Source organism: Bartonella sp. AC62GZZY (genome assembly GCF_042196525.1).
Taxonomy (GTDB): Bacteria; Pseudomonadota; Alphaproteobacteria; order Rhizobiales; family Rhizobiaceae; genus Bartonella.
This window is the reverse complement of sequence record NZ_JBHIQN010000003.1, coordinates 137,533-158,213: the sequence shown is the minus strand read 5'-3', so window position 1 is coordinate 158,213 and position 20,681 is coordinate 137,533. Positions and strand designations below refer to the sequence as shown.

Below are 20,681 nucleotides of genomic sequence, written 5' to 3'. Positions count from 1 at the left end.
GTATTGTGAGATGTTTTTTAACAAGCTCGTAAATTTGTAATAGAATGCATTCTATTTTCCATAAAGATGTTGTTCTATTAAAGAGAAAAAACACTTTTATCAGCAAATATTCATATTTTTGCATGAGGGATTATTCGTAAAAGAATGTTCTATGCGTCCACTTTATTTGATAAAGAAGATCAATAAAGTGAAGTTTTATATGTTATGGCTTTGAGAGTATTGGTATTTGATTGTTTTTGTTGAATTATTTTTATATCATTGATATGATGTTTTGTATGAAATTTTAGGAAATCTTCAGTAGATTGGGTGAGGGGTGAATATTATGACGCATACTGTTCTCGCCTTTTTATCTTGTAAATTTTTTATCATGGTAGCATAAAATACTCTATGCATTAGAATTGTTCACGCCAGAAAGCGGGAATAAAAAGGACGAATATTGTTATGATTTCAAGGCGTCCAGCTAACATTAGAAAACTTAAAATCCATAAAGCATTATCATTGATTGTAGAGAAATTACCTGCAGGGCCAATGATATCTCCAAAGCCTGGACCAACATTTGAAAGTGCGGTTAAGACACCTGTAAAGGAAGAGGTAAAGTCAAGACCGGTTGTAAGCAAAAGTGCAGTGCCGATAACAAGGCAGAACATATAAAGACATACAAAAAATAAAACGGCTTGAGCAACATCGTTTGATATATTTGAGTGATCATAGCGAGCTTTTACGACAACATTAGGAGAAAGAAGTTTTTGTATATTTGTTTGTGTAATACGCCAAAGAATAATAAGGCGATTGATTTTCATACCACCAGAAGTAGAACCAGCACACCCACCTGTAAAAGAAACAATAAAGAAAATTCCAAGCGCAAAGGGGCCCCAAAGTTGATAATCTTCAGCACTGTAACCTGTGGTACTAATAATGGATGAAAGGTGAAAAATGGCATCAAGAAAAACCAAATGGAAAGCGCGATGATCATGAAACCGTAGCCACACTGCTAAAGCAAAGCTGAAAAGGAGAACGATATGGAGAAAAACAATTACTTGTGGATCAAGGAAGCGTTTGGAGTGTCCAGGAAGAACTAATTTAACATAAAGGACGAAGGGTAAAGCAGAAAGCAACATGAAGATTGTTGAGATAATTAAGATAGCTGGTGTATTAGAAAAATAGCCAAAAGAAGCATCGTGAGTCGAAAAACCAGCAGTTGCTACTGTACTCATTGCATGGTTAATGGCATCAAATAAATTCATGCCTGCAGCAAAATAAGAAAGCATACAAGCCAATGTGAGACCAACATAAGCTATGATAATTCCATTAGCAATTTGGTTGATGCGAGGCAATATTTTTTCAGATTTATCAGATGATTCCATATGAAAAAGTCGTACTCCCCCCACACGCAGTGAAGGCAAAATCAAGAGGGCTAAACCGATAAAACCGATGCCTCCAATCCAGCATATGATAGAACGCCATAACAAAATACTTCGCGACAAATTATCAAGACCCGAAAGGACTGTAGAGCCTGTTGTTGTAATTCCAGAGACAGATTCAAAGATGGCACCTGCTAGAGAAATGGGTAGAGGGGAAAGATAAAGAGGTAAGGCACCCACGATGCTTCCTGTGAGCCAAAGACAAACAGTGAGCATAAAACCAAGGCGTGCTGAAAAACGACAAGTAGCCCCCTTAGTTGCTAAAAGAATCAGCGTTGCTAACATGGTGGTTATGGCACAAGAATAGAGAAAGCTTATCCAATTACGATTGTTGTCGTGCAAATCCACAAAAATTGGCAAAAGCATTGCTCCTCCCATGATTAAGGCAAAACGTGCACAGACATTGATAATAAATTGAAAAATGATCGTTCCCTATCTTTGTATCTCTTTTTATTATGGTTTTGTGCTCATAAGAAGTTACATTTTTCTCTTTATAGGATAAGGATTAATTCTTAACATTAGCGCGCCTTGATGAATTGGTAATCAGACCTTTTCATAAAACTTGAAAAGAAGTATACATAACATAATTAGGGCTCTTGAAAAATATTTTTTTAAAAGGCTGCATTCCGTTATCATTTATAGAATAATTAATTTATAATAAAGTGAAGGGGATTTAATGGTACAATCTCATATTCGTCTGCTGATTATTGGCTCAGGTCCGGCTGGTTATACAGCGGCGATCTATGCAGCAAGAGCAATGCTTAAGCCGGTTTTGGTGACGGGCTTGCAGCAGGGTGGGCAATTAACAATTACAACTGATGTTGAGAATTATCCAGGTTTTGCAGATCCCATTCAAGGACCATGGTTGATGGAGCAAATGGCAAAACAAGCTGAGAATATGGGGACAAAAATTGTCTATGATACAATTATAAAGGCTGATTTGTTGAAGTATCCTTTTGTTTTATATGGGGATTCAGGAACACAATATTCTTGTGATGCACTGATTATTGCAACAGGAGCTCAAGCGCGCTGGCTTGGTTTAGAAAGTGAACAGACCTTTATGGGCGGAGGTGTTTCCGCTTGTGCGACATGTGATGGCTTTTTTTATCGTGATAAGGACGTTATTGTCGTGGGAGGAGGAAATACGGCTGTTGAAGAAGCACTTTATTTATCGCATTTGGCTAAAAGTGTAAGCGTGGTTCACAGGCGGGGGCAGTTTCGGGCAGAAAAAATTTTGCAAGATAGGTTGCTAGCTTGTAATAATGTACGTGTTCTTTGGGATCATGTGGTCGAAGAAATTTTGGGGCTACCCGCTCAAGATTCAATGGGCGCTGTTGTAACAGGGGCACGTCTGAAAAATGTTAAGACAGGTCACGAGATGAAAGTGAATGCAGAGGGCATATTTATTGCCATTGGGCATGATCCTGCTGTTTCTCTGTTTGAAGGACAGCTGAAACAAAAACAAAGTGGCTATTTATGGACAGCACCGGACTCAACAGCAACAAGCATTGCTGGTGTTTTTGCTGCTGGGGATGTGACAGATGAAACATTCCGCCAAGCTGTAACAGCTGCGGGAAGAGGATGTATGGCAGCGTTGGAAGCAGAACGGTTTTTGGATATACTCAAGCGTTAGTCACCCATTGAGAACATAGAGAATATAGAGGTAAAATTAATTGTGGCGCCACCGTTGGATTGGGATAAGTTAAGGGTTTTTCACGCTGCAGCAGAAGCGGGATCTTTTACGCATGCTGCTCAAAAACTTCATTTATCTCAATCAGCCGTTTCACGACAGGTTTCGGCTTTAGAACAAGAGGTTGGGGTATCCTTATTTCAACGTCATGCGCGTGGTTTGATTCTTACAGAACAAGGAGAAACTCTTTATCGTACAGCTCATGATGTTTTGATGAAGCTTGAAAGTGTGCGTTTGCAATTAAGTGAAAGCTATGCAAAACCAACGGGGCACTTGCGTGTGACCTCGACCTTTGGAATGGGGGCAGGGTGGATTGCAGAGCGTATGCCAGAATTTCTTAGTCTTTATCCTGATATGCAGGTTCAGCTTTTGCTTTCCGATGAAGAGCTTGATTTGACAATGTGTCATGCGGATTGTGCTGTTCGCTTACATCAACCCAAACAACCTGATCTTATACAAAGAAAACTCTTTACAATTCATATGCATGTTTATGCTTCGGAAAAGTATATTGCAAATTATGGAAAGCCGGAAAAATTGTCTGATCTCGATGAGCATCGTATTATTTCGTTCGGTGAACCGGTTCCACCTTATTTGTCTGGTTTAAATTGGTTGGAAAAGGCTGGTAGAAGTGATGGATCATTGCGCGTTTCAGTTCTACAAATCAACAATATCATCTCAATAAAGAATGCGCTTATGCGTGATCTTGGGATTGCTGTGCTTCCTGATTATATCGTCAATAATGATGAGCATTTAGTGCGTCTTTTTCCTGATATGGTTGATATTCCTTCTTTTGATACTTTTTTTTGTTATCCTTATAATTTAAAGAATTTGGCAAGGTTAAATGCTTTTCGAGATTATATTTTTTTAAAAGCCCGTCAGTGGTCTTTTTAATATTAATATCTTAATTTATAAGGGACAATTAGCTATTTTGCAACTTGAGACTCCCGTAATATTCTTTCGTTTCAAATTTGCCTATATTGAATCAATTAAAATTATTTGTTGCACATTAAAAGTGGAGGGAGTCTGTGCGGGTAAATATTTTTGAAAAGAGGGATAAATGTTTTTTATGAATGCTAGCAACGGTGAGGGTTATTATATATTGAAAAATGGAAAATCGTGTGATGGTGTAGTTAACATTTTTACTATTTAATTAAAGAGAGTGGTACATGATGGAGACAAATTTAAAGCTATGTGTTTATCGCATAGCAGATACGCTTAAGTCTTTATTGTGCTTTTCCTTATAAAATGACATAGAATATTATCTCTTGATTATGTTGCCTCCCAGTTTCGTTTTCTTGAGTGTTCCCTTACGAAGATCTATCAGATTGATTTTATCTCTGAGGATTTTCCAAATTTGCCGGGCATATGTCCGGCTTTTTTTTTAATTTTTGAAAGAGTCCCTAGAAATTGCAATATATGGGAAGATGATAAAGAAAAAATTTCGAAACTGGCGGATATCCAACAATTTTTTTAAGAATACTAAAATTCAATGAGGAGTTTGAGAGGGGGTATTCTACTGTACTGTAAAAGTCTGTCTTTTAGGAGCGTGATATAAAATATTTAAAACCTTATACATGAAGTGCTTTTTATTAGAATGTGAGATGAATATTTAAGGCAGGTCTTGTTCATAAAGCCTATGAAGTAAATCAAGTAGTTATTAGATAGAACTTAAAGGAAACTGGATTGTTTACACAACGATGGGAGGTGGCTTCTTCTTCATTTTAGGACGAAGAAGAAGCTGAGAAATAGAAGAGATTTTATTGTAAGGGCCTTTGATTATAAGGGCAATTGTGTTTAAAAGTGCTCGGTCTTTTTTAGAGTTATAAATTGAATGGAGAAAGCAGAATAGGCTTGTCATCTCTTATGATAAGAGACTGATTCATTTATTTGATAGCTAGATTTTTTTGATCTTTATCTACAGCATCTATTTTTGTGTTTATTCATAGATATTTTTGCTGAATCGATAGATTTAGACCATGACGCAGTTTCTGGTATTTTCTCGGATATACTAACATTCGGCAAAAAACAATCACAAGAGATGATGTTAAAAATTTTAAGTTAAACTGTTGCAAAAGCGCTGGATACGTAAGCAAGCTTCTTCAAGCAGTTTTTCTGATGTTGCATAAGAAATACGAAAAGTTAATCCAAGTCCAAAAGCAGACCCTTGGACGACAGCAACAGCCTCTGTTTCTAGAAGCGCTATGACAAAGTCTTCATCATTCATAATACATTGACCGTTAGGTGTTTTCTTACCAATAAGTCCTTTGCAAGAAGGATAAACATAAAAAGCACCTTCGGGTGTTGGACAGTGAATGCCAGGAGCTTGGTTTAACATGGAAACAACGAGATCACGGCGTGCTTGAAAAATACTTTTATTTTTAGTGATAAAGTCTTGTGGTCCATTGAGAGCTTCAACTGCTGCCCATTGTGAAATAACACTCGTGCCAGATGTTTGCTGGCCTTGAATGGTATCCATAGCTTTAATGAGTTCTTGTGGTCCGCCTGCATAACCGATTCTCCAGCCCGTCATCGCATAAGCTTTAGAAACACCATTCATTGTGAGTGTGCGATCATAAAGCGCTGGTTCTACTTGAGCTGGAGTAACAAAGGTAAAACCCTCATACGTGAGATGTTCATATATATCGTCAGTGAGAATATATACATGAGGATATTTTACTAAAACATCGGTGAGTTTTTTCAGTTCATTATATGTATAAGCGGCACCTGATGGATTTGAAGGAGAGTTAAAGATAAACCATTTGGTTTTTGGGGTAATGGCAGCTTCTAGCTCTTGTGGTTGGAGTTTATAAGAAAATTCCGCTTTTGTTTCTAAAAAGACAGGCGTACCATCGTTAAGTGTGACCATTTCTGGATAACTAACCCAATAAGGAGATGGAATGATGACTTCATCTCCTCTATTCAAAGTTGCCATAAATGCATTAAAGAGAATTTGTTTTCCACCGGTACCAACAATAATTTGTTCTGGTTGGTAAAGAAGGTTATTTTCTCTTTTAAATTTTGCAGAAATTGCTTGGCGCAATTCTGGAATTCCAGATATGGGAGGGTATTTTGTTTCTCCCCTTCGAATAGCTTCAATAGCCGCGTTTTTGATGTTGTCTGGGGTATCAAAGTCTGGCTCTCCAGCACTTAAAGCAATAACATTTCGCCCTAATGCTTTTAAATGACGGGCTTTTTGAGAAGCAGCAATTGTTGCAGAAGGTTTGATACGAGACAGTTTGTCGGCAATAAAAGCCATAATTTAAAATCCTTATATTATATCAAATGATTATTGCTTTAAGAATATTTTATAAGAGATTATATTGTATGCAATAAAAAACTTCCACAATACTCTTACATAGGCTTTATATTCTTCTTTTTTGAGATTTTTGCAAGGTCATTTCTTCTTAGGTTTTATGAAAGATTTATAAGGAAAGATAGAGGAGGTTTGATAAATTGTGCAAAGGAGATAAGCAGTCTTTTATTTTAACAAGGTAAAATAATGTTTTATACAAAATAAAAAATCTTCGTCGTTACAGACGAAGACTTCTAAATAAAATATTGCAGAATTTAAACTTTAAAGTGCTGCAAGGTTACCAGCGGCAAATTTTCCTGAACGACGATCTTGAAGAACATCATAAGAGATTTTTTGCCCTTCATTAAGACTGTTTAGACCTGAACGCTCGACGGCAGAAATGTGTACAAATACATCTGCACTACCATCACTAGGCTGAATGAATCCGAAACCTTTTGTTGTATTAAACCACTTAACTGTTCCTGTAGACATAGGAAACTCCTTAGAATATATAATTATATTGAGCATTGAAGCTTTTATCCCTTCAATACGGCTGTAGATCGAAATTAGGTGGGAGAAGTTTCGTCGAAAGTGCAGATTGCACAGGAAAGAAAGTCACGTAACCGAAAATTCGATGAAACCTCTATAAAAGTTTTTAGAACAAAAAGCAAGTCTTAATCAATTTTTATATAAAGAAAAAATAAGAAAATAGTGTACATTTTACTAAGTAGAAAAAAATTCAACTAAAATAACTTTGTAGTGAACGTACCTCAAGGTGCCTTTTTTTGAGTGCTTTGATCGCTTCTACGACGGCTTCGGCTCCAGCTATTGTTGTATAATAGGGAACATTTTGCATGAGTGCTGCATAACGTAATGATTTTGAGTCTGAGATGGCACTGGCAGTGCTAGTTGTATTAAAAATCAATTGAATTTGGCGATTACGAATAGCATCTTCAATATGGGGGTGTCCCTCTAGAACTTTGTTGATTTTTTTTGCTTCAACGTGGTGTTCGGTGAGAAATTTTTGTGTTCCACTTGTGGCGACAACAGAAAAGCCAAGCTCAGTTAAACGTTTTACAGGATTTAAGATGCGTTTTTTATCTTCATCCCTTACAGAAACGAACAAAGTTCCCTCTTTAGGGAGTTTTACACCAGCTCCAAGTTGGGCTTTAGCAAAAGCAAGCGAAAACTCATAGTCAAGACCCATAACTTCACCGGTTGAGCGCATTTCTGGACCAAGAAGTGTATCAACACCTGAAAAACGAGCAAAAGGAAACACTGCTTCCTTGACAGCAATATGTTGTTTTTCCTGCAAAGAAGGTAATCCACCATAAGCTTGAAGAGCATCATGAAGCGTTTCTCCTGCCATAATACGTGCAGCCATTTTAGCAATAGGGCGACCAATCGTTTTTGCAACAAATGGAACAGTACGTGAAGCACGGGGATTGACTTCTAAGACATAAATGGTGTCATCTTTTATAGCATATTGTACATTCATTAAACCGCGAACATGAAGTGCTTGTGCTAATGCTTTGGTTTGGCGCTCTAATTCAGTAACTATTTTATTTGAGAGCGTATGGACTGGTAAAGAACATGCTGAATCACCAGAGTGGATACCAGCTTCTTCAATGTGTTCCATAATACCAACGATTAGTGTTTCTTTGCCATCACAGAGACAATCAACATCTACTTCAATTGCTTCTGTTAAATAGGTATCAAAAAGAAGCGGATTTTTACCAAGCAATATATTGATTTGTCCTGTTGTGTCGTTAGGATAACGGACTTTGATATCTTCTGAAATTAATTCAGGGACACTCTCAAGTAAATAATTTTGTAAGCTACGCTCATCACGAATAATTTGCATAGCACGTCCTCCTAAAACATAAGATGGACGTACAACCAAGGGGAAGCCTAGTTCGTGGGCAATGAGGCGTGCTTGTTCGATGGAGTGGGCAATACCATTTTGAGGTTGTGTTAAATTAAGTTTAAATAACAGTTTTTGAAAGCGATCTCTATCTTCAGCTAAGTCGATAGCGTCAGGTGAAGTACCTAGGATGGGGATGTTGTGTTTTTCTAGAGCGCTTGCCAATTTCAAGGGTGTTTGTCCGCCAAATTGGACGATGACTCCAACCAAATCTCCTTTTTCCTGTTCTGCTTCTAAAATAGCGATAACGTCTTCTGTTGTTAAAGATTCAAAGTAAAGGCGATCAGAGGTATCATAGTCGGTTGAAACTGTTTCAGGATTACAGTTAATCATAATCGCTTCAAATCCTGCATCACGCAGTGCAAAAGCAGCGTGGCAGCAACAGTAATCAAATTCAATACCTTGCCCAATGCGGTTTGGTCCACCGCCTAAAATAGCAATTTTTTTGCGTTCAGAAACGTGTGCTTCCGAGTGCTCTACACCTGCAAAGGGAACTTCATATGTTGAATACATATAGGCTGTAGGAGAAGAAAATTCAGCCGCACAAGTATCGATCCGTTTGAAGACGTGTTTAACATTCAGTGATTTACGCAAAGCTGCGATATAATCGGTTTCTTGTCCGATAAGGGAGGCTAATCGCGCATCTGAAAAGCCCATAGCTTTTAACATACGTAAATTATCTGCATCTTGGGGTAATCCATGAATGCGGATACGCTGCTCCATTTCAATGATGGAGGCTATTTGTTCTAAAAACCACGGATCAATTTTGCTAATTTGGTGAATCTCATTTAAAGGTAAGCCTGTGCGCATAGCTTGAGCAATATAGCGTAGACGATCAGGGCTTGGTATGGCAATGGCTGAGCGTATAGAACTTTTTTCATCACCTTCAGCATGCTCTGGAATCACAATTTCATCAAGACCCGTAAGCCCTGTTTCAAGTCCACGGAGTGCTTTTTGTAACGATTCTTGAAAAGTGCGTCCAATTGCCATGACTTCTCCTACAGATTTCATCGCAGTTGTGAGGACAGGTGATGAACCGGGAAATTTTTCGAACGCAAAACGAGGAATTTTTGTCACAATATAGTCAATAGAAGGTTCAAATGATGCTGGTGTTGCACCGCCCGTGATATCATTTTTTAATTCATCAAGTGTATAACCAACAGCCAGTTTAGCCGCTACTTTGGCAATGGGAAACCCCGTTGCTTTTGAAGCAAGCGCTGAAGAGCGAGAAACACGCGGATTCATTTCAATAACAATGAGGCGCCCATTTTCAGGATTGACAGCAAACTGTACATTGGATCCCCCCGTTTCAACGCCAATTTCACGCAAAACAGCAATCGAAGCATTACGCATACATTGATATTCTTTATCGGTTAAGGTGAGAGCAGGTGCTACAGTGATCGAATCACCGGTATGAACCCCCATTGGATCAATGTTTTCGATAGAACAAACGATGATACAATTGTCGTTCTTATCACGAACAACTTCCATCTCATATTCTTTCCACCCTAAAACACTTTCTTCAATTAATACTTCTGTTGTTGGTGAAGCTTCAAGCCCACGTTCAATAATTTCATAGAATTCAGAGCGGTTATAAGCGATTCCACCACCAGTTCCACCAAGGGTAAATGAAGGACGAATAATAGCTGGAAGCCCAACAACATCAAGAGCTTGAACTGCTTTTGCTGTTGCATGAGCGATATAATGTTGTTTGCGATCAGCTTCGGTATGTCGCCAGTTGCGCTCAAGTTCTTCGAGTGCTTTGTCAAGCGCGGTACCAGAAAGCTTTGCTTTAAGTTCAGCACACGTTTTTGCGTGTTGTTGGCGATTTTCTTCTTTCAGTTCTGTTGCATTGGCTAACATAGAGCGTGGCGTTTCCAAACCGATTTTTGCCATCGCTTGGCGGAATAAAGCACGATCTTCAGCTTTATCAATAGCATCAGCATTGGCTCCTATCATTTCAACATGATAGCGGTCTAAAATACCCATACGCTTTAATGATAAAGCAGTATTGAGGGCTGTTTGTCCTCCCATAGTGGGTAAAAGGGCATCGGGACGTTCATGGGCAATAATTTTGGCAACGATTTCAGGCGTAATGGGCTCTATATAAGTTGCATCAGCTAGATCTGGATCTGTCATAATCGTGGCAGGATTAGAATTGACCAAAATAATTCGGTAACCTTCTTCTTTTAATGCTTTACAGGCTTGAGTACCAGAATAATCAAATTCACATGCCTGACCAATGATAATAGGTCCTGCTCCGATGATAAGAATAGATTTTATATCTGTGCGTTTGGGCATGACTTTTTCCTATGACAAATATCTATGTGCGATTGTTGCAGGCAAAATATTTCAGTTTTGAAGCTACAGTCATTTTATAAGTTAAGTGACAAAGAAAGTAAGCATTAAAATACCTTTTCCATGCTTTTTTTCATAAAATTTAAGATAAATTTCTTTTTTGAGTTGAGTCATCTCGTCAGTCTATCAAAAGTATGACCTTTGATAAAAAATAATAACAGTGCTCCAACAAATTAGAATATTTAATCATACGTGGAGCATAAAAAGTCGGAACATCTTTCCAATACATTGCTTGCATATTTTGTGTTTTATGACGTTGTTTGCCTAAGAGAACCCGCGCTTTTTCTATTTCTTGTAAAACATAAGCCATTATTTATGGTTTGATGGGATTTCGTACAATGAAATGGGAAACTTATCGTGTTGTTCCGTAAAATACTGCTGTTTAGAGCTGTGATATAAGGTATGAAAATTACCACATTAAGGTGTTTTTTGTTAGAGCGTATGATAAAATTCAGGACCAAATTTGTCTGTAGAGAGCTTATGAAATAAACCATATAAAATGGTTTCAGTTGGAATCTGTTAAATAAACAATAAGATTGTTGATAAATCGGCTCTGGTCGAAGTTTCCGTTTTAGGGTAGGGAACGTCAATCTATAGATGTGTCCGTTTCATAAAAGGGTGAGAGTGTATTTTAATACAATGGCTAAGGAGATAATTTCAGAATGATTTTGTTTGTTTTTAAAAGAGAGTGAATACTCTCCCTTTACTTTATGGTGATGTTCAAAACTTTTTAAAATATAAAGAAGGATAAAATGCCGAGCATTTCCCAAACGAGATTTTGTCTGAAAGATGTATCAATAGGAAAGCTTTTGGTGGCTAGGTCTCAAAAAGGGATTTGTCATAGTGCGTTAGGAGACACTATAGAGCAATTACTACAGGAGTTTACGCTACGATTTGGTGATGCACAACAAGTTGTAGGTGACAATACATTTAAGAGAGAAGTTGCCCATATTATAGCCATGATAGAAACACCTAAGCTGGTAAAAAAATATAATTTTCCCTTAGATATAAATGGTACAGTTTTTCAACGACAAGTATGGGCAGTATTATGTGATATACCATGTGGTGAAACAATTTCATATGAGGTTTTAGCATGCCGTATTGGTATGCCGAATGCTTTTCGTGCCGTTGCTAATGCCTGTGCACGTAACGAATTGGCTGTTATCATTCCGTGTCATCGTGTTGTGCGTAAAAATGGTTTTATTTCAGGGTATCGTTGGGGGGACAAACGGAAACAGATTTTACTACAACGAGAACAAAATGGAGAAATTTAACTTTGTGTGATGGGCATTATAATCGTTACAGTTGTTCCTTTCATTTCTTTTGAAGTAATTTCAAGTTTTCCCTTGTGGAGTTCTAGCAAGGAGCGTGAAATGGCTAAGCCAAGACCTGAGCCCGTATGAGATTTAGTAAGTTGATTTTCAACTTGTTCAAAGGGTTGTCCAAGTTTTTTAATTGCTGATTGTGGAATACCAACACCTGTATCTGTAATTTTAAAAATAAGATTATTTTTTTTCTTGAAAGCGCAGACATCAATATTTCCGCCAGAAGGAGTGAATTTAACGGCATTAGAGATGAGATTAAGGAAAATCTGTTTCATTGCACGACCATCAACTTCAGCATGAAGTTCTGGGGTAATGTTTGTTGTAACAGCAATATTTTTTTCTTGAGCCTGAGGCGTTAGTGTTCGTACTGCTTCACTAATGATAGGTTCAAGATCGGTATTTTTACAATCAAGCGTAAATCTTCCAGCTTCGATTTTTGACATATCAAGGATGTCATTGATAAGGGTTAGAAGATGGGTTCCTGAATTATAAATATCATGCATATATTCTTTATAGCGTTGTGAACCAAGAGGGCCAAAGGTTGATTGTAACATAATATCTGAAAAGCCGAGAATAGCATTTAGTGGAGTGCGCAATTCATGAGACATATTGGCTAAAAATTCTGATTTAGCCTTATTAGCACTTTCGGCGCGTTCTTTTTCTGCTTTCAGACTTTTATTAAGTTTTTCAACTTCTGTTGCGCGTTGTTGAGCACTCCCTCTCGCACGTTTGAGTTCTTGAATGAAAGAAAAAAGACGCCTTTCGCTGTCTTCAAATTTTTCCTGTTGTTGTTTAAGCTCAGAAATGTCAGTACCAATACAAACCAATCCTCCATCTTGGGTTCGTCGTTCGTTAATTTTGAGCCAACAACCATCTGCCGTTTGGCGAATACTGGTTAAGTTACCAGTACCATCATCTTTAAGGGGATATTCACTAAGAGCAGGGCGTGCCATGGCTTCGACGGTTGCACGTTGGATACCTGATTGGAGAATTTGTTTAGGAATAGCGGCATATTCGCAAAATTTGCTGTTGGACATGACTAAACGTCCTTCAGCATCCCACAAGACGAAAGATTCTGAAATGTTTTCAATCGCGTCACGAATACGAAGGTCGGCTTGTGCCGTTTGTTCAGCCAATTGTTGCTGTTCACTAATATCGAAGGAAATACCAACCAAATGGGGTTCTTCTTCTTCAGTCACTTCGGCACGAATGCGCATCCATACATAATGACCATCAGCATGACGCATAGGAACGTTAATATCGATATGCTTTTTTTTGCCGCTCATTAATTCCTGAGCAAGGTCAAAAAAATTCGCATCATTTGGATTGATAATGGCGCTAATTTGGGAAATTGAGAGCAATGCATCTTGAGGGACATAGCCGAGCATTTCGTACATTGCTCGTGACCAGTAGACGCGCCCACTGGCCATATTCCAATCCCATAGTCCACAGCGTCCACGCATCATTGCCATATCAATACGGTTTTGAATTTTTTCTGAAACAAGATCTGTTTTGCGTGCTCGTACAATTTGGTTATAATAAGCATAAAGAAGAGCGAGGATAACGCCACTAGTTCCAATGAACATGGTTATATTTAACGAGAGAGCTTTCCGCCATTCCATATAAATATGTTGCATCTTTTCGCTAATGAATACGCCATATTGTCCATTTTCTGTTTGGTGAAATGAAGCAAGAGCAGGGGTATCTTTGCCTATTGTGATTTTCATAACTCCAGCGTGTTGTCCAAGAGATTGTAAAGCAATGCTGTCAGAGATAAAATCTTGCAAAGGTTTTCCTAGGATGATCTCAGAACTTGATGAAGCTAGGACATTGCCTTTTTGATCGACAATAGCAATAACAGCGCTGGTTTTTATAAAACCTTTGTTACGAAAATTGGTTAGGATATTTTGTAAATGATTATGAGAAAGAGCAGCAGCTTTTCCTTGTCGAGTGGCGGCAAGTAAGTCACGGTCGATTGTATTGGTAATATGAGAAGCTAAGAGAGTGATGGTAGAATGCGTGTTTTTATCAATTGTGTTGCGCCAATCATAGATTGATACGAAACGGATTGCTGCAAGCGCAATAAGAAATGCCACAATGACAAATGGAAGTGAGCGTCGCAACCAAGGTTCAATAAAGAGAAGCTTTTGATAGGTAGAGCCAGAAAACAGATGAATACGCTTTGTCTGCGCTTTATGGCTTTGAGCGCTCGATTTTGAATCAGCATATATCTCCGTTGGCGCATTATATGCGTCCAATTTAGCCATCTCTTGTTCCTTTAATTCCGGAATAATGTGATTTAAAAACTGCTTCGATATTCATTAATAACCCCATGAGAGTGCAATGAATCAAAACAGGAGTCTTCTGTCCAGTCTTTTTTTAAAAAAAAGTATTTTACTTTTATGAATTTGGAATATGAAAAGGAAAAGGCATTTTAAACATGGCCTATAAACAGGCTTAGATTGCCTGTTTATAGGTTTAATGATGATCAAAGTAGCTTGTAGAGTTTATTTTTAAAAATATTATAGTATATTGATTTAAAATGTTTTTTTGTTTCAAGTGAGTAGACGATTGATGATATCAGAAACATCGCTTGATAATTTTGGTGCGGCAGCAATCGTTTTTAATGCCGTTTCAAGTTTTTGTTGCCGAATGGGTTCTAATTGTCGCCAAGAGCGCAAAGTTGTTAATAATCGTGAAGCAAGCTGTGGATTTTTTTTGTCAATTTCTAAAATGATTTGGCAAAGAAAATCATAGGAGGCACCATCAACTCTGTTAAAGCCTGTTAGGTTGTTAGAGGCAAAGATACCGATCAGAGATCGTACACGATTAGGATTATCCTTTGAAAATAGCGGGTGTTGCATGAGCTTTTGAACATTTTCGAGTGTTGATGTGCCAGCAACCATTGCTTGAATAGAAAACCATTTATCCATAACCAAAGGGTCATGTCGATAGCGGTTTTCAAAATCATTTAAGGCATTTTGTGCCTGCTCACTTTCGTTAAAACGCTTCACGAGAACAGCAATACTCGCCATTCGGTCAGTCATATTATCAGCTGTTGCATACTGTGTCGCCGCACGATTTGGATTGTTCTCAGAAATGGAAAGATAATCCAATAGTATGTTCTTGAATGCTCGCTTTCCGGCTTGTACAGTGTCTGGTGAATAGGGTTCTTGGGTTTGCATTTGTTCATAAAATTTTGTTAAGAGTTTTTGATGTGTTTGTGCAAGTGAAGCGAGAAACTGATTGCGCACGTAATGAATACGATCTGGATCAATATTTTTACCGATTGTATGAGCAAGCTCAACTTCACTAGGTAAATTTAAACAGAAGGCACGAAATTCAGGCTCTAAGGTTTCATCTGTTATGATTGTTTCAATCAGGTTTAGCAAAGCAGAGGAGATTGTTTCTTTTGCTGCTTGTGTTTTATCTTGAATGCTTTGAAGCAAAGCTTGCGTCATTAAATGATTAAGAGATTGCCAGCGATTAAGGTGATTGTCATCATGTTGTGCAAGAAAAATAAGTTCACTTTCATTAAATGGCGTGTGTAGAATGATTGGTGCAGAAAAGTCTCGCAGCAGTGATAAAACGGGTTTTTCACGCAGTCCTTTTAATGTAAACGTTTGGCTTTCCTTGGATAAAAGCATAACGTCTGATTGAATATCTGTATCCGCTTCATAAGCGAGGGTTTCTCCGTTAGGTCCTAATAAGCCAAATGCGATAGGGATAAGCATGGGCTTTTTTGTTTTTTGTTGTGGGGTTGCGGGAATATGTTGCTTTGTATGAATTGTTAAAACACCATCGCTATAATGACTATCGATTTCTACATTGGGTGTTCCTGCTTGTTCGTACCACAACATGAATTGGGAGAAGTCTTGACCAGATACTTCAGCAAAACAGGTAATAAAATCTTCAATTGTACAAGCTTGTCCATCATGACGTTGAAAATAAAGATCAGTGCCTTTACGAAACAGAGTAGGACCTAAAATAGTTCGTATCATGCGAACAACTTCAGCACCTTTTTCATAAACAGTTGTGGTGTAAAAATTATTAATTTGGCTATATTGACGAGGACGTACAGGATGCGCAAGAGGTCCTGCGTCTTCTGTAAATTGCGTCGCTTTTAATGCTTTTACATTTTCAATTCGCTGTAGGCTGCGTATATTTTGATCTGATGAAAATTCCTGATCACGATAAACAGTGAATCCTTCTTTTAAACAGAGTTGAAACCAATCGCGACAGGTAACACGATTACCGCTCCAATTATGGAAATATTCATGGGCAATGACACGTTCAACATTTCTATAATCCTGATCGGTTGCTGTTTCAGGATCGACAAGAACATATTTATCATTAAAAACGTTAAGGCCTTTGTTTTCCATTGCTCCCATGTTAAAGTCGGACACAGCAACAATATTGAAAACATCAAGATCATATTCGCGTCCGAAACATTGTTCATCCCAACGCATGGAACGTTTAAGAGCATCCATTGCATAGGTTGCGCGTTCGGTTTTTCCTTTTTCTACATAGATACCAAGCTCGATACGTCGTCCAGATACAGTTGTAAAATGGTCTTCTAACTTATCAAGATCTCCACCTACTAAAGCAAAGAGATAAGATGGCTTGGGATAAGGATCTTCCCAAATAGCAAAATGACGATTATTCTCTAAAGTTCCTGTTCCCACGAGATTACCGTTTGAAAGCAAGATTGGGATTGTTTTGGAATCTGCTTCAATTTTTACTCTATAGGTAGAAAGAACATCTGGGCGGTCGTAAAAATAAGTGATACGACGAAAACCTTCCGATTCGCATTGTGAGCAATAAACACCATTTGAAAGATAAAGCCCCATAAGTTGGCGGTTGCTTTCAGGATTCAGTTCCGTAACCAATTTTAATGTAAAAGGAGCCGTTGGTGGCGTTGTAATCTCTAAACGTGAAGGCGTCACTCTATAAGTGTTTGGGGCTAATATCTCATCATTAATAGAAACGGAAATTAAAGTAAGATCATCACCAGAAAGAACGAGAGGTGTTAATTCTTTTGTATCGTGACGGGGCTCAATAAACAATATGGCTGTAACATAGGTTTTTGTTGGTGCCAATTGGAAAGAAAGGTGTGTTTTAGGGATAGCGTAAGGAGTTGGTTGGTAATCTTCCAAACGATAAATAGATGTTATTGGCTGTTTCATAGTTTTTTCCCATTAGTATTTTAAGAGTTAAAGAAGGGTGTTTTAATTTTAGAAGCAAGATAGGATTAAAGAATTACAAAAGGCTGTCGAGGCGATTTTTTACTTCTAAGAAGTCTATCCATGTAAGCTTCTTTTGACTAGGGGTTCTAAGAAGGTAAGCTGGATGAAAAGTTGGCATAACAGGTATTTTTATATTATCTTCGCTTTCATAGATATGCCATTTCCCTCTTGTTCGGATAATCCCATTTTGAGATCCAGTAAGAAATTGTGCAGCAACGCCTCCCAGTGCTATAAGAACACGAGGACGTGCTAAATAAATGTGCCGTTCAATAAAAGGGCGGCACAAGGCAACTTCTCTTGGTGTTGGTGTACGATTTCCTGGTGGACGCCAAGGAATAGTGTTGGCAATGTAAACATTATTTCTTGCTAAGCCAATTGATGCGAGAATTTTATTAAGTAACACCCCTGCTTTTCCCACAAAAGGAATTCCTTGTATATCCTCTTCTCGTCCTGGTGCTTCACCTATGAGCATTAGGGGACTTCCTGCTGTTCCATCTGAAAAACAGGTATTTTTTGCTGTCAATTTTAGTGAACAGCCATTAAATGCAAGGAGGGCAGATTTTAATTCATCAAGTGTCTTTGCACTTTTTGCACTCTCTATAGCAGCGGATTCGTTTTGTATAGGACTAGAATTATACAGTGGATGATTATCTAATTTTACGCTTGGAGATGTTTTGGCAGATGTTTGTTGATTACCAGAAATGTTAACAACAGGCGTTAATTTTCTCTCTGAACAAGCAGACTGCTTAAAACGATCAATAGGGAAGTCTGTCAGAACGGCATCCGCACCACTTTCTTTATAAAAGTTTAAGAGTTCTTCATAGGAAATCGAGTACGGCGTTTGATTTAACATTTTACTTTTTCTAATGATCTAGGCACTATAGATCAAACAAAATTATCCTTCAAGTTTTATAAACGTATTCGCTAGCCATTAATGTATAAGAATGCTGATAGGATTCTCTCTTTTCACAAAAAAGGCAAATCGTAAAATGCGAGTTTTCGCGATTATATGCATCTTTAAATGTATAATTTGTTTAAATTGCGCTATTTCAACTTTTTAAACAAAATAAACTCACTCATAATAAAAGAATTTTTTACTGAATGCAAGTGGCGTGATAATATTTTTTATCATTATATTCTATATTTAATACTTAGTGAAAGTGAATTTTGTAGTATTTTATTTAAAAAATTAAGTATAATTTTTTATTATTATATTTATTTAATAGCTTTTATTAAATAAATTAAATATATTAATTGAAATATATAATTATTACTTTTATATGAGAAAACACTAAGACGTTACAAACAGTTTTCACAATGGGTTAAAAGCAATGTGTGGATATATTCTTTTGCTTTTTTTACAGCTGAAATGAGAGGTTCATTGAGTGCCAAATGCGCTGCAATAGCGCTTGATAGAATGCAACCTGTTCCACGCATTGTTCCTTTTAAACGTGGAGTAGAAATATTGATGACTTCAATTTTGTCAATGAAGCTATCAATTGCAAGAGGACCCTCCGCATGTCCGCCTTTTACTAAGATAGAGCGAGCTCCCAATGACAAAAGTTTTTTTGCTTGTTGTATTGCTTGCTTATCATTAGATGCCAATGGACTTTGGCTAAGAAGAGCGAGTTCTTCTCTATTCGGTGTTAAAAGATCAACATGAGGAAGCAGTTTATCGATCATAGTGTCGATGATTGTTTCTGTTATTAGTTTTCCTCCTGATGAAGCGACAAGTACAGGGTCCAAAACAACTGGAACATGGGGATAGTCTTTGAGTACGTTACAGATTGCTGCTATAATTGCTTTTGTCCCCGTCATACCAATTTTTATTGCGCTTATTGGATTTGCTTCTAGAGCAGCACGCATTTGCGCAGCGACGAGGTCTCCACACATTGGAATGATTTCGACAACGCGATTATCATCTTGTACGTTAACACAAGTAATTGCTAAATTTGCTTTTATTTGAAAATGTGCAGAGGTTTCTATATCACGAACAATACCGGCACCTCCTGTTGGATCAGTGCCTGCAACAATAAGAATGGAAGGTATCAACGCCATGTTTGTGTCACTTTTATCCACTGCTGTACACGCTCTTCAGGTTTTTTATGGAGGATAATATCAGTCACAACAGCAGCACTATTTGCTCCTGCATTTAAAACACTAACTGCACGTTCTGGTGTTAACCCACCAATACCCACTAAAGGTAAAGCACCAATCCGTTTTCTCCATTGTTTGATTTTCTCTAGTCCTTGTGGCATCCATTTCATTTTTTTTAAGATTGTCGGATAAATAGGACCAAGTGCAATATACTCAGGATTAGCAGAGAGTGCGATATCCAATTCATGTTCATCATGTGTACTAAGACCAACTTTTATACCACTTTTACGAATTGCGTGAAGATCAGCATTGCTCAGGTCTTCTTGTCCCAGATGAATAAAATTACACTTTTCATCAATTGCTATTTCCCAATGATCATTAATAATTAATTGTGTTCCCAATTTATTGCATATGTTTTTTGCACGCTTAATATGTTGACGGATTATTTGTTGATTTTCATGTTTCATACGCAATTGTACGAGCTTGATACCAAGAGGAAGCAAACGTTCAATCCAATCAGCGTTATCAACGATGAGGTAAAAAGGATCCAGTTTCATGAAAATACCGCTTTTCCAATGATTGGTGTTGAAGGGACTGCTACATTGCGTGCTTCGATCATGCCAGCTTTATACCCCATACGCCCTGCCTGAATAGCTTTGGAAAAGGCCTCAGCCATCAAAACAGGATCAGCTGCTTTAGCAACTGCGGTATTAAGCAGTACTGCATCATAACCTAGTTCCATCGCAATGGCGGCATGGGATGGGCGTCCAATGCCGGCATCAATAACAAGAGTAGCATCAGGAAGGTAAGCACGGATAGAACGCAATCCATCAGTATTATGAGGTCCTTTGGCAGAACCAATAGGAGCACACCAAGGCATAATAACACGGCAACCAATGTCGAAAAGTTTTTCAGCAACAATGAGATCATCCGTTGTATAGGCAAAAATTTTGAAACCTTCATTGTTTAAAATTTGAGCAGCTTCGATTAAGGAAAAAATATTTGGCTGTAAGGTGTCTGAATTACCGATAATTTCGAGTTTAATCCAAGCTGTTTTAAAAAGATCTCTTGCTAATTGCGCTGTGGTTACGGCCTCTTTAACAGTATAACAACCAGCAGTATTAGGAAGCACTGTTACCCCAAGATCTTGAAGAAATTGCCAAAACTGCCCTCCTTGTTTTCCACCTGCGCTTTCTCGACGTAATGAAACGGTTACAATTTCTGTATTGGATTTATGAATAGCATCACGAAGGATGACAGGAGAAGGATATTGCGCTGTACCTAACATAAGACGAGAGGTGAATTGTCGTCCATAAAGATTCAACATA

The 20,681-nt window shown here is 37.9% G+C and carries 13 protein-coding genes; 3 read left to right on the top strand and 10 right to left on the bottom strand.

Annotation, left to right across the window (positions count from 1 at the left end; all coding sequences use genetic code 11):
* Nucleotides 1-392 precede the first annotated feature (392 nt).
* Complete coding sequence (locus ACFIML_RS03490) at nucleotides 393-1,787, bottom strand: TrkH family potassium uptake protein (RefSeq protein WP_375606332.1); 1,395 nt, start codon at nucleotides 1,785-1,787, stop codon at nucleotides 393-395.
* Between the two features lie 310 nt (nucleotides 1,788-2,097).
* Here ACFIML_RS03490 and trxB point away from each other — a divergent pair, with 310 nt between their 5' ends.
* Nucleotides 2,098-3,054, top strand: a complete 957-nt coding sequence (gene trxB / locus ACFIML_RS03485; protein ID WP_375606331.1) for a thioredoxin-disulfide reductase — start codon at nucleotides 2,098-2,100, stop codon at nucleotides 3,052-3,054.
* Nucleotides 3,055-3,096: 42 nt separating this feature from the next.
* Nucleotides 3,097-4,002 (top strand): LysR family transcriptional regulator, encoded by a 906-nt coding sequence (locus ACFIML_RS03480; protein ID WP_273791217.1) that lies wholly within the window; start codon nucleotides 3,097-3,099, stop codon nucleotides 4,000-4,002.
* Nucleotides 4,003-5,164: 1,162 nt separating this feature from the next.
* Here the strand turns inward: ACFIML_RS03480 and ACFIML_RS03475 are convergent.
* The 3 genes from ACFIML_RS03475 to carB all read right to left on the bottom strand — a co-directional run bounded on the left by ACFIML_RS03475 (nucleotide 5,165) and on the right by carB (nucleotide 10,628).
* Complete coding sequence (locus tag ACFIML_RS03475; protein WP_375610130.1) at nucleotides 5,165-6,367, bottom strand: pyridoxal phosphate-dependent aminotransferase; 1,203 nt, start codon at nucleotides 6,365-6,367, stop codon at nucleotides 5,165-5,167.
* Nucleotides 6,368-6,685: 318 nt separating this feature from the next.
* The gene (locus ACFIML_RS03470) at nucleotides 6,686-6,895 is read right to left on the bottom strand and encodes a cold-shock protein (RefSeq protein ID WP_012754908.1); all 210 of its coding nucleotides are present in this window, start codon (nucleotides 6,893-6,895) and stop codon (nucleotides 6,686-6,688) included.
* A 247-nt stretch (nucleotides 6,896-7,142) separates the two neighbouring features.
* Nucleotides 7,143-10,628 carry a carbamoyl-phosphate synthase large subunit gene (carB, locus tag ACFIML_RS03465; protein ID WP_375614401.1) on the bottom strand — a complete coding sequence of 1,162 codons (3,486 nt, stop codon included), beginning with the start codon at nucleotides 10,626-10,628 and terminating at the stop codon, nucleotides 7,143-7,145.
* An 809-nt stretch (nucleotides 10,629-11,437) separates the two neighbouring features.
* Here carB and ACFIML_RS03460 point away from each other — a divergent pair.
* Nucleotides 11,438-11,959 carry a methylated-DNA--[protein]-cysteine S-methyltransferase gene (locus ACFIML_RS03460; protein ID WP_375606327.1) on the top strand — a complete coding sequence of 174 codons (522 nt, stop codon included), beginning with the start codon at nucleotides 11,438-11,440 and terminating at the stop codon, nucleotides 11,957-11,959.
* Here the strand turns inward: ACFIML_RS03460 and ACFIML_RS03455 are convergent.
* The 6 genes from ACFIML_RS03455 to ACFIML_RS03430 form a co-directional block, all read right to left on the bottom strand.
* On the bottom strand, nucleotides 11,956-14,277 hold the full coding sequence (locus tag ACFIML_RS03455) for an ATP-binding protein (RefSeq protein ID WP_375614399.1): 2,322 nt from the start codon (nucleotides 14,275-14,277) through the stop codon (nucleotides 11,956-11,958). The two genes, ACFIML_RS03460 and ACFIML_RS03455, sit on opposite strands and share 4 nt — an antisense overlap.
* 288 nt (nucleotides 14,278-14,565) lie before the next feature.
* Entirely contained in the window at nucleotides 14,566-17,196 is a 2,631-nt protein-coding gene (pepN, locus tag ACFIML_RS03450; RefSeq protein ID WP_375606325.1) for an aminopeptidase N, read from the bottom strand.
* A gap of 73 nt (nucleotides 17,197-17,269) precedes the next feature.
* Entirely contained in the window at nucleotides 17,270-18,109 is an 840-nt protein-coding gene (locus ACFIML_RS03445) for a uracil-DNA glycosylase family protein (protein ID WP_375606324.1), read from the bottom strand.
* 446 nt (nucleotides 18,110-18,555) lie between these two features.
* On the bottom strand, nucleotides 18,556-19,314 hold the full coding sequence (locus tag ACFIML_RS03440; protein ID WP_375606476.1) for a hydroxymethylpyrimidine/phosphomethylpyrimidine kinase: 759 nt from the start codon (nucleotides 19,312-19,314) through the stop codon (nucleotides 18,556-18,558).
* Complete coding sequence (locus ACFIML_RS03435; protein ID WP_375610135.1) at nucleotides 19,305-19,910, bottom strand: thiamine phosphate synthase; 606 nt, start codon at nucleotides 19,908-19,910, stop codon at nucleotides 19,305-19,307. The genes ACFIML_RS03440 and ACFIML_RS03435 overlap by 10 nt, the downstream gene beginning before the upstream one ends.
* Nucleotides 19,907-20,680, bottom strand: a complete 774-nt coding sequence (locus tag ACFIML_RS03430) for a thiazole synthase (protein WP_375606322.1) — start codon at nucleotides 20,678-20,680, stop codon at nucleotides 19,907-19,909. The genes ACFIML_RS03435 and ACFIML_RS03430 overlap by 4 nt, the downstream gene beginning before the upstream one ends.
* Nucleotide 20,681 lies beyond the last annotated feature (1 nt).

Coding starts and splice junctions, on each gene's coding strand:
- ACFIML_RS03490 (WP_375606332.1), bottom strand. CDS start 1,787: ATGCTTTTGCCAATTTTTGTGGATTTGCACGACAACAATCGTAATTGG.
- trxB (WP_375606331.1), top strand. CDS start 2,098: ATGGTACAATCTCATATTCGTCTGCTGATTATTGGCTCAGGTCCGGCT.
- ACFIML_RS03475 (WP_375610130.1), bottom strand. CDS start 6,367: ATGGCTTTTATTGCCGACAAACTGTCTCGTATCAAACCTTCTGCAACA.
- ACFIML_RS03470 (WP_012754908.1), bottom strand. CDS start 6,895: ATGTCTACAGGAACAGTTAAGTGGTTTAATACAACAAAAGGTTTCGGA.
- carB (WP_375614401.1), bottom strand. CDS start 10,628: ATGCCCAAACGCACAGATATAAAATCTATTCTTATCATCGGAGCAGGA.
- ACFIML_RS03460 (WP_375606327.1), top strand. CDS start 11,438: ATGCCGAGCATTTCCCAAACGAGATTTTGTCTGAAAGATGTATCAATA.
- ACFIML_RS03455 (WP_375614399.1), bottom strand. CDS start 14,277: ATGGCTAAATTGGACGCATATAATGCGCCAACGGAGATATATGCTGAT.
- pepN (WP_375606325.1), bottom strand. CDS start 17,196: ATGAAACAGCCAATAACATCTATTTATCGTTTGGAAGATTACCAACCA.
- ACFIML_RS03445 (WP_375606324.1), bottom strand. CDS start 18,109: ATGTTAAATCAAACGCCGTACTCGATTTCCTATGAAGAACTCTTAAAC.
- ACFIML_RS03440 (WP_375606476.1), bottom strand. CDS start 19,314: ATGGCGTTGATACCTTCCATTCTTATTGTTGCAGGCACTGATCCAACA.
- ACFIML_RS03435 (WP_375610135.1), bottom strand. CDS start 19,910: ATGAAACTGGATCCTTTTTACCTCATCGTTGATAACGCTGATTGGATT.
- ACFIML_RS03430 (WP_375606322.1), bottom strand. CDS start 20,680: ATGTTGAATCTTTATGGACGACAATTCACCTCTCGTCTTATGTTAGGT.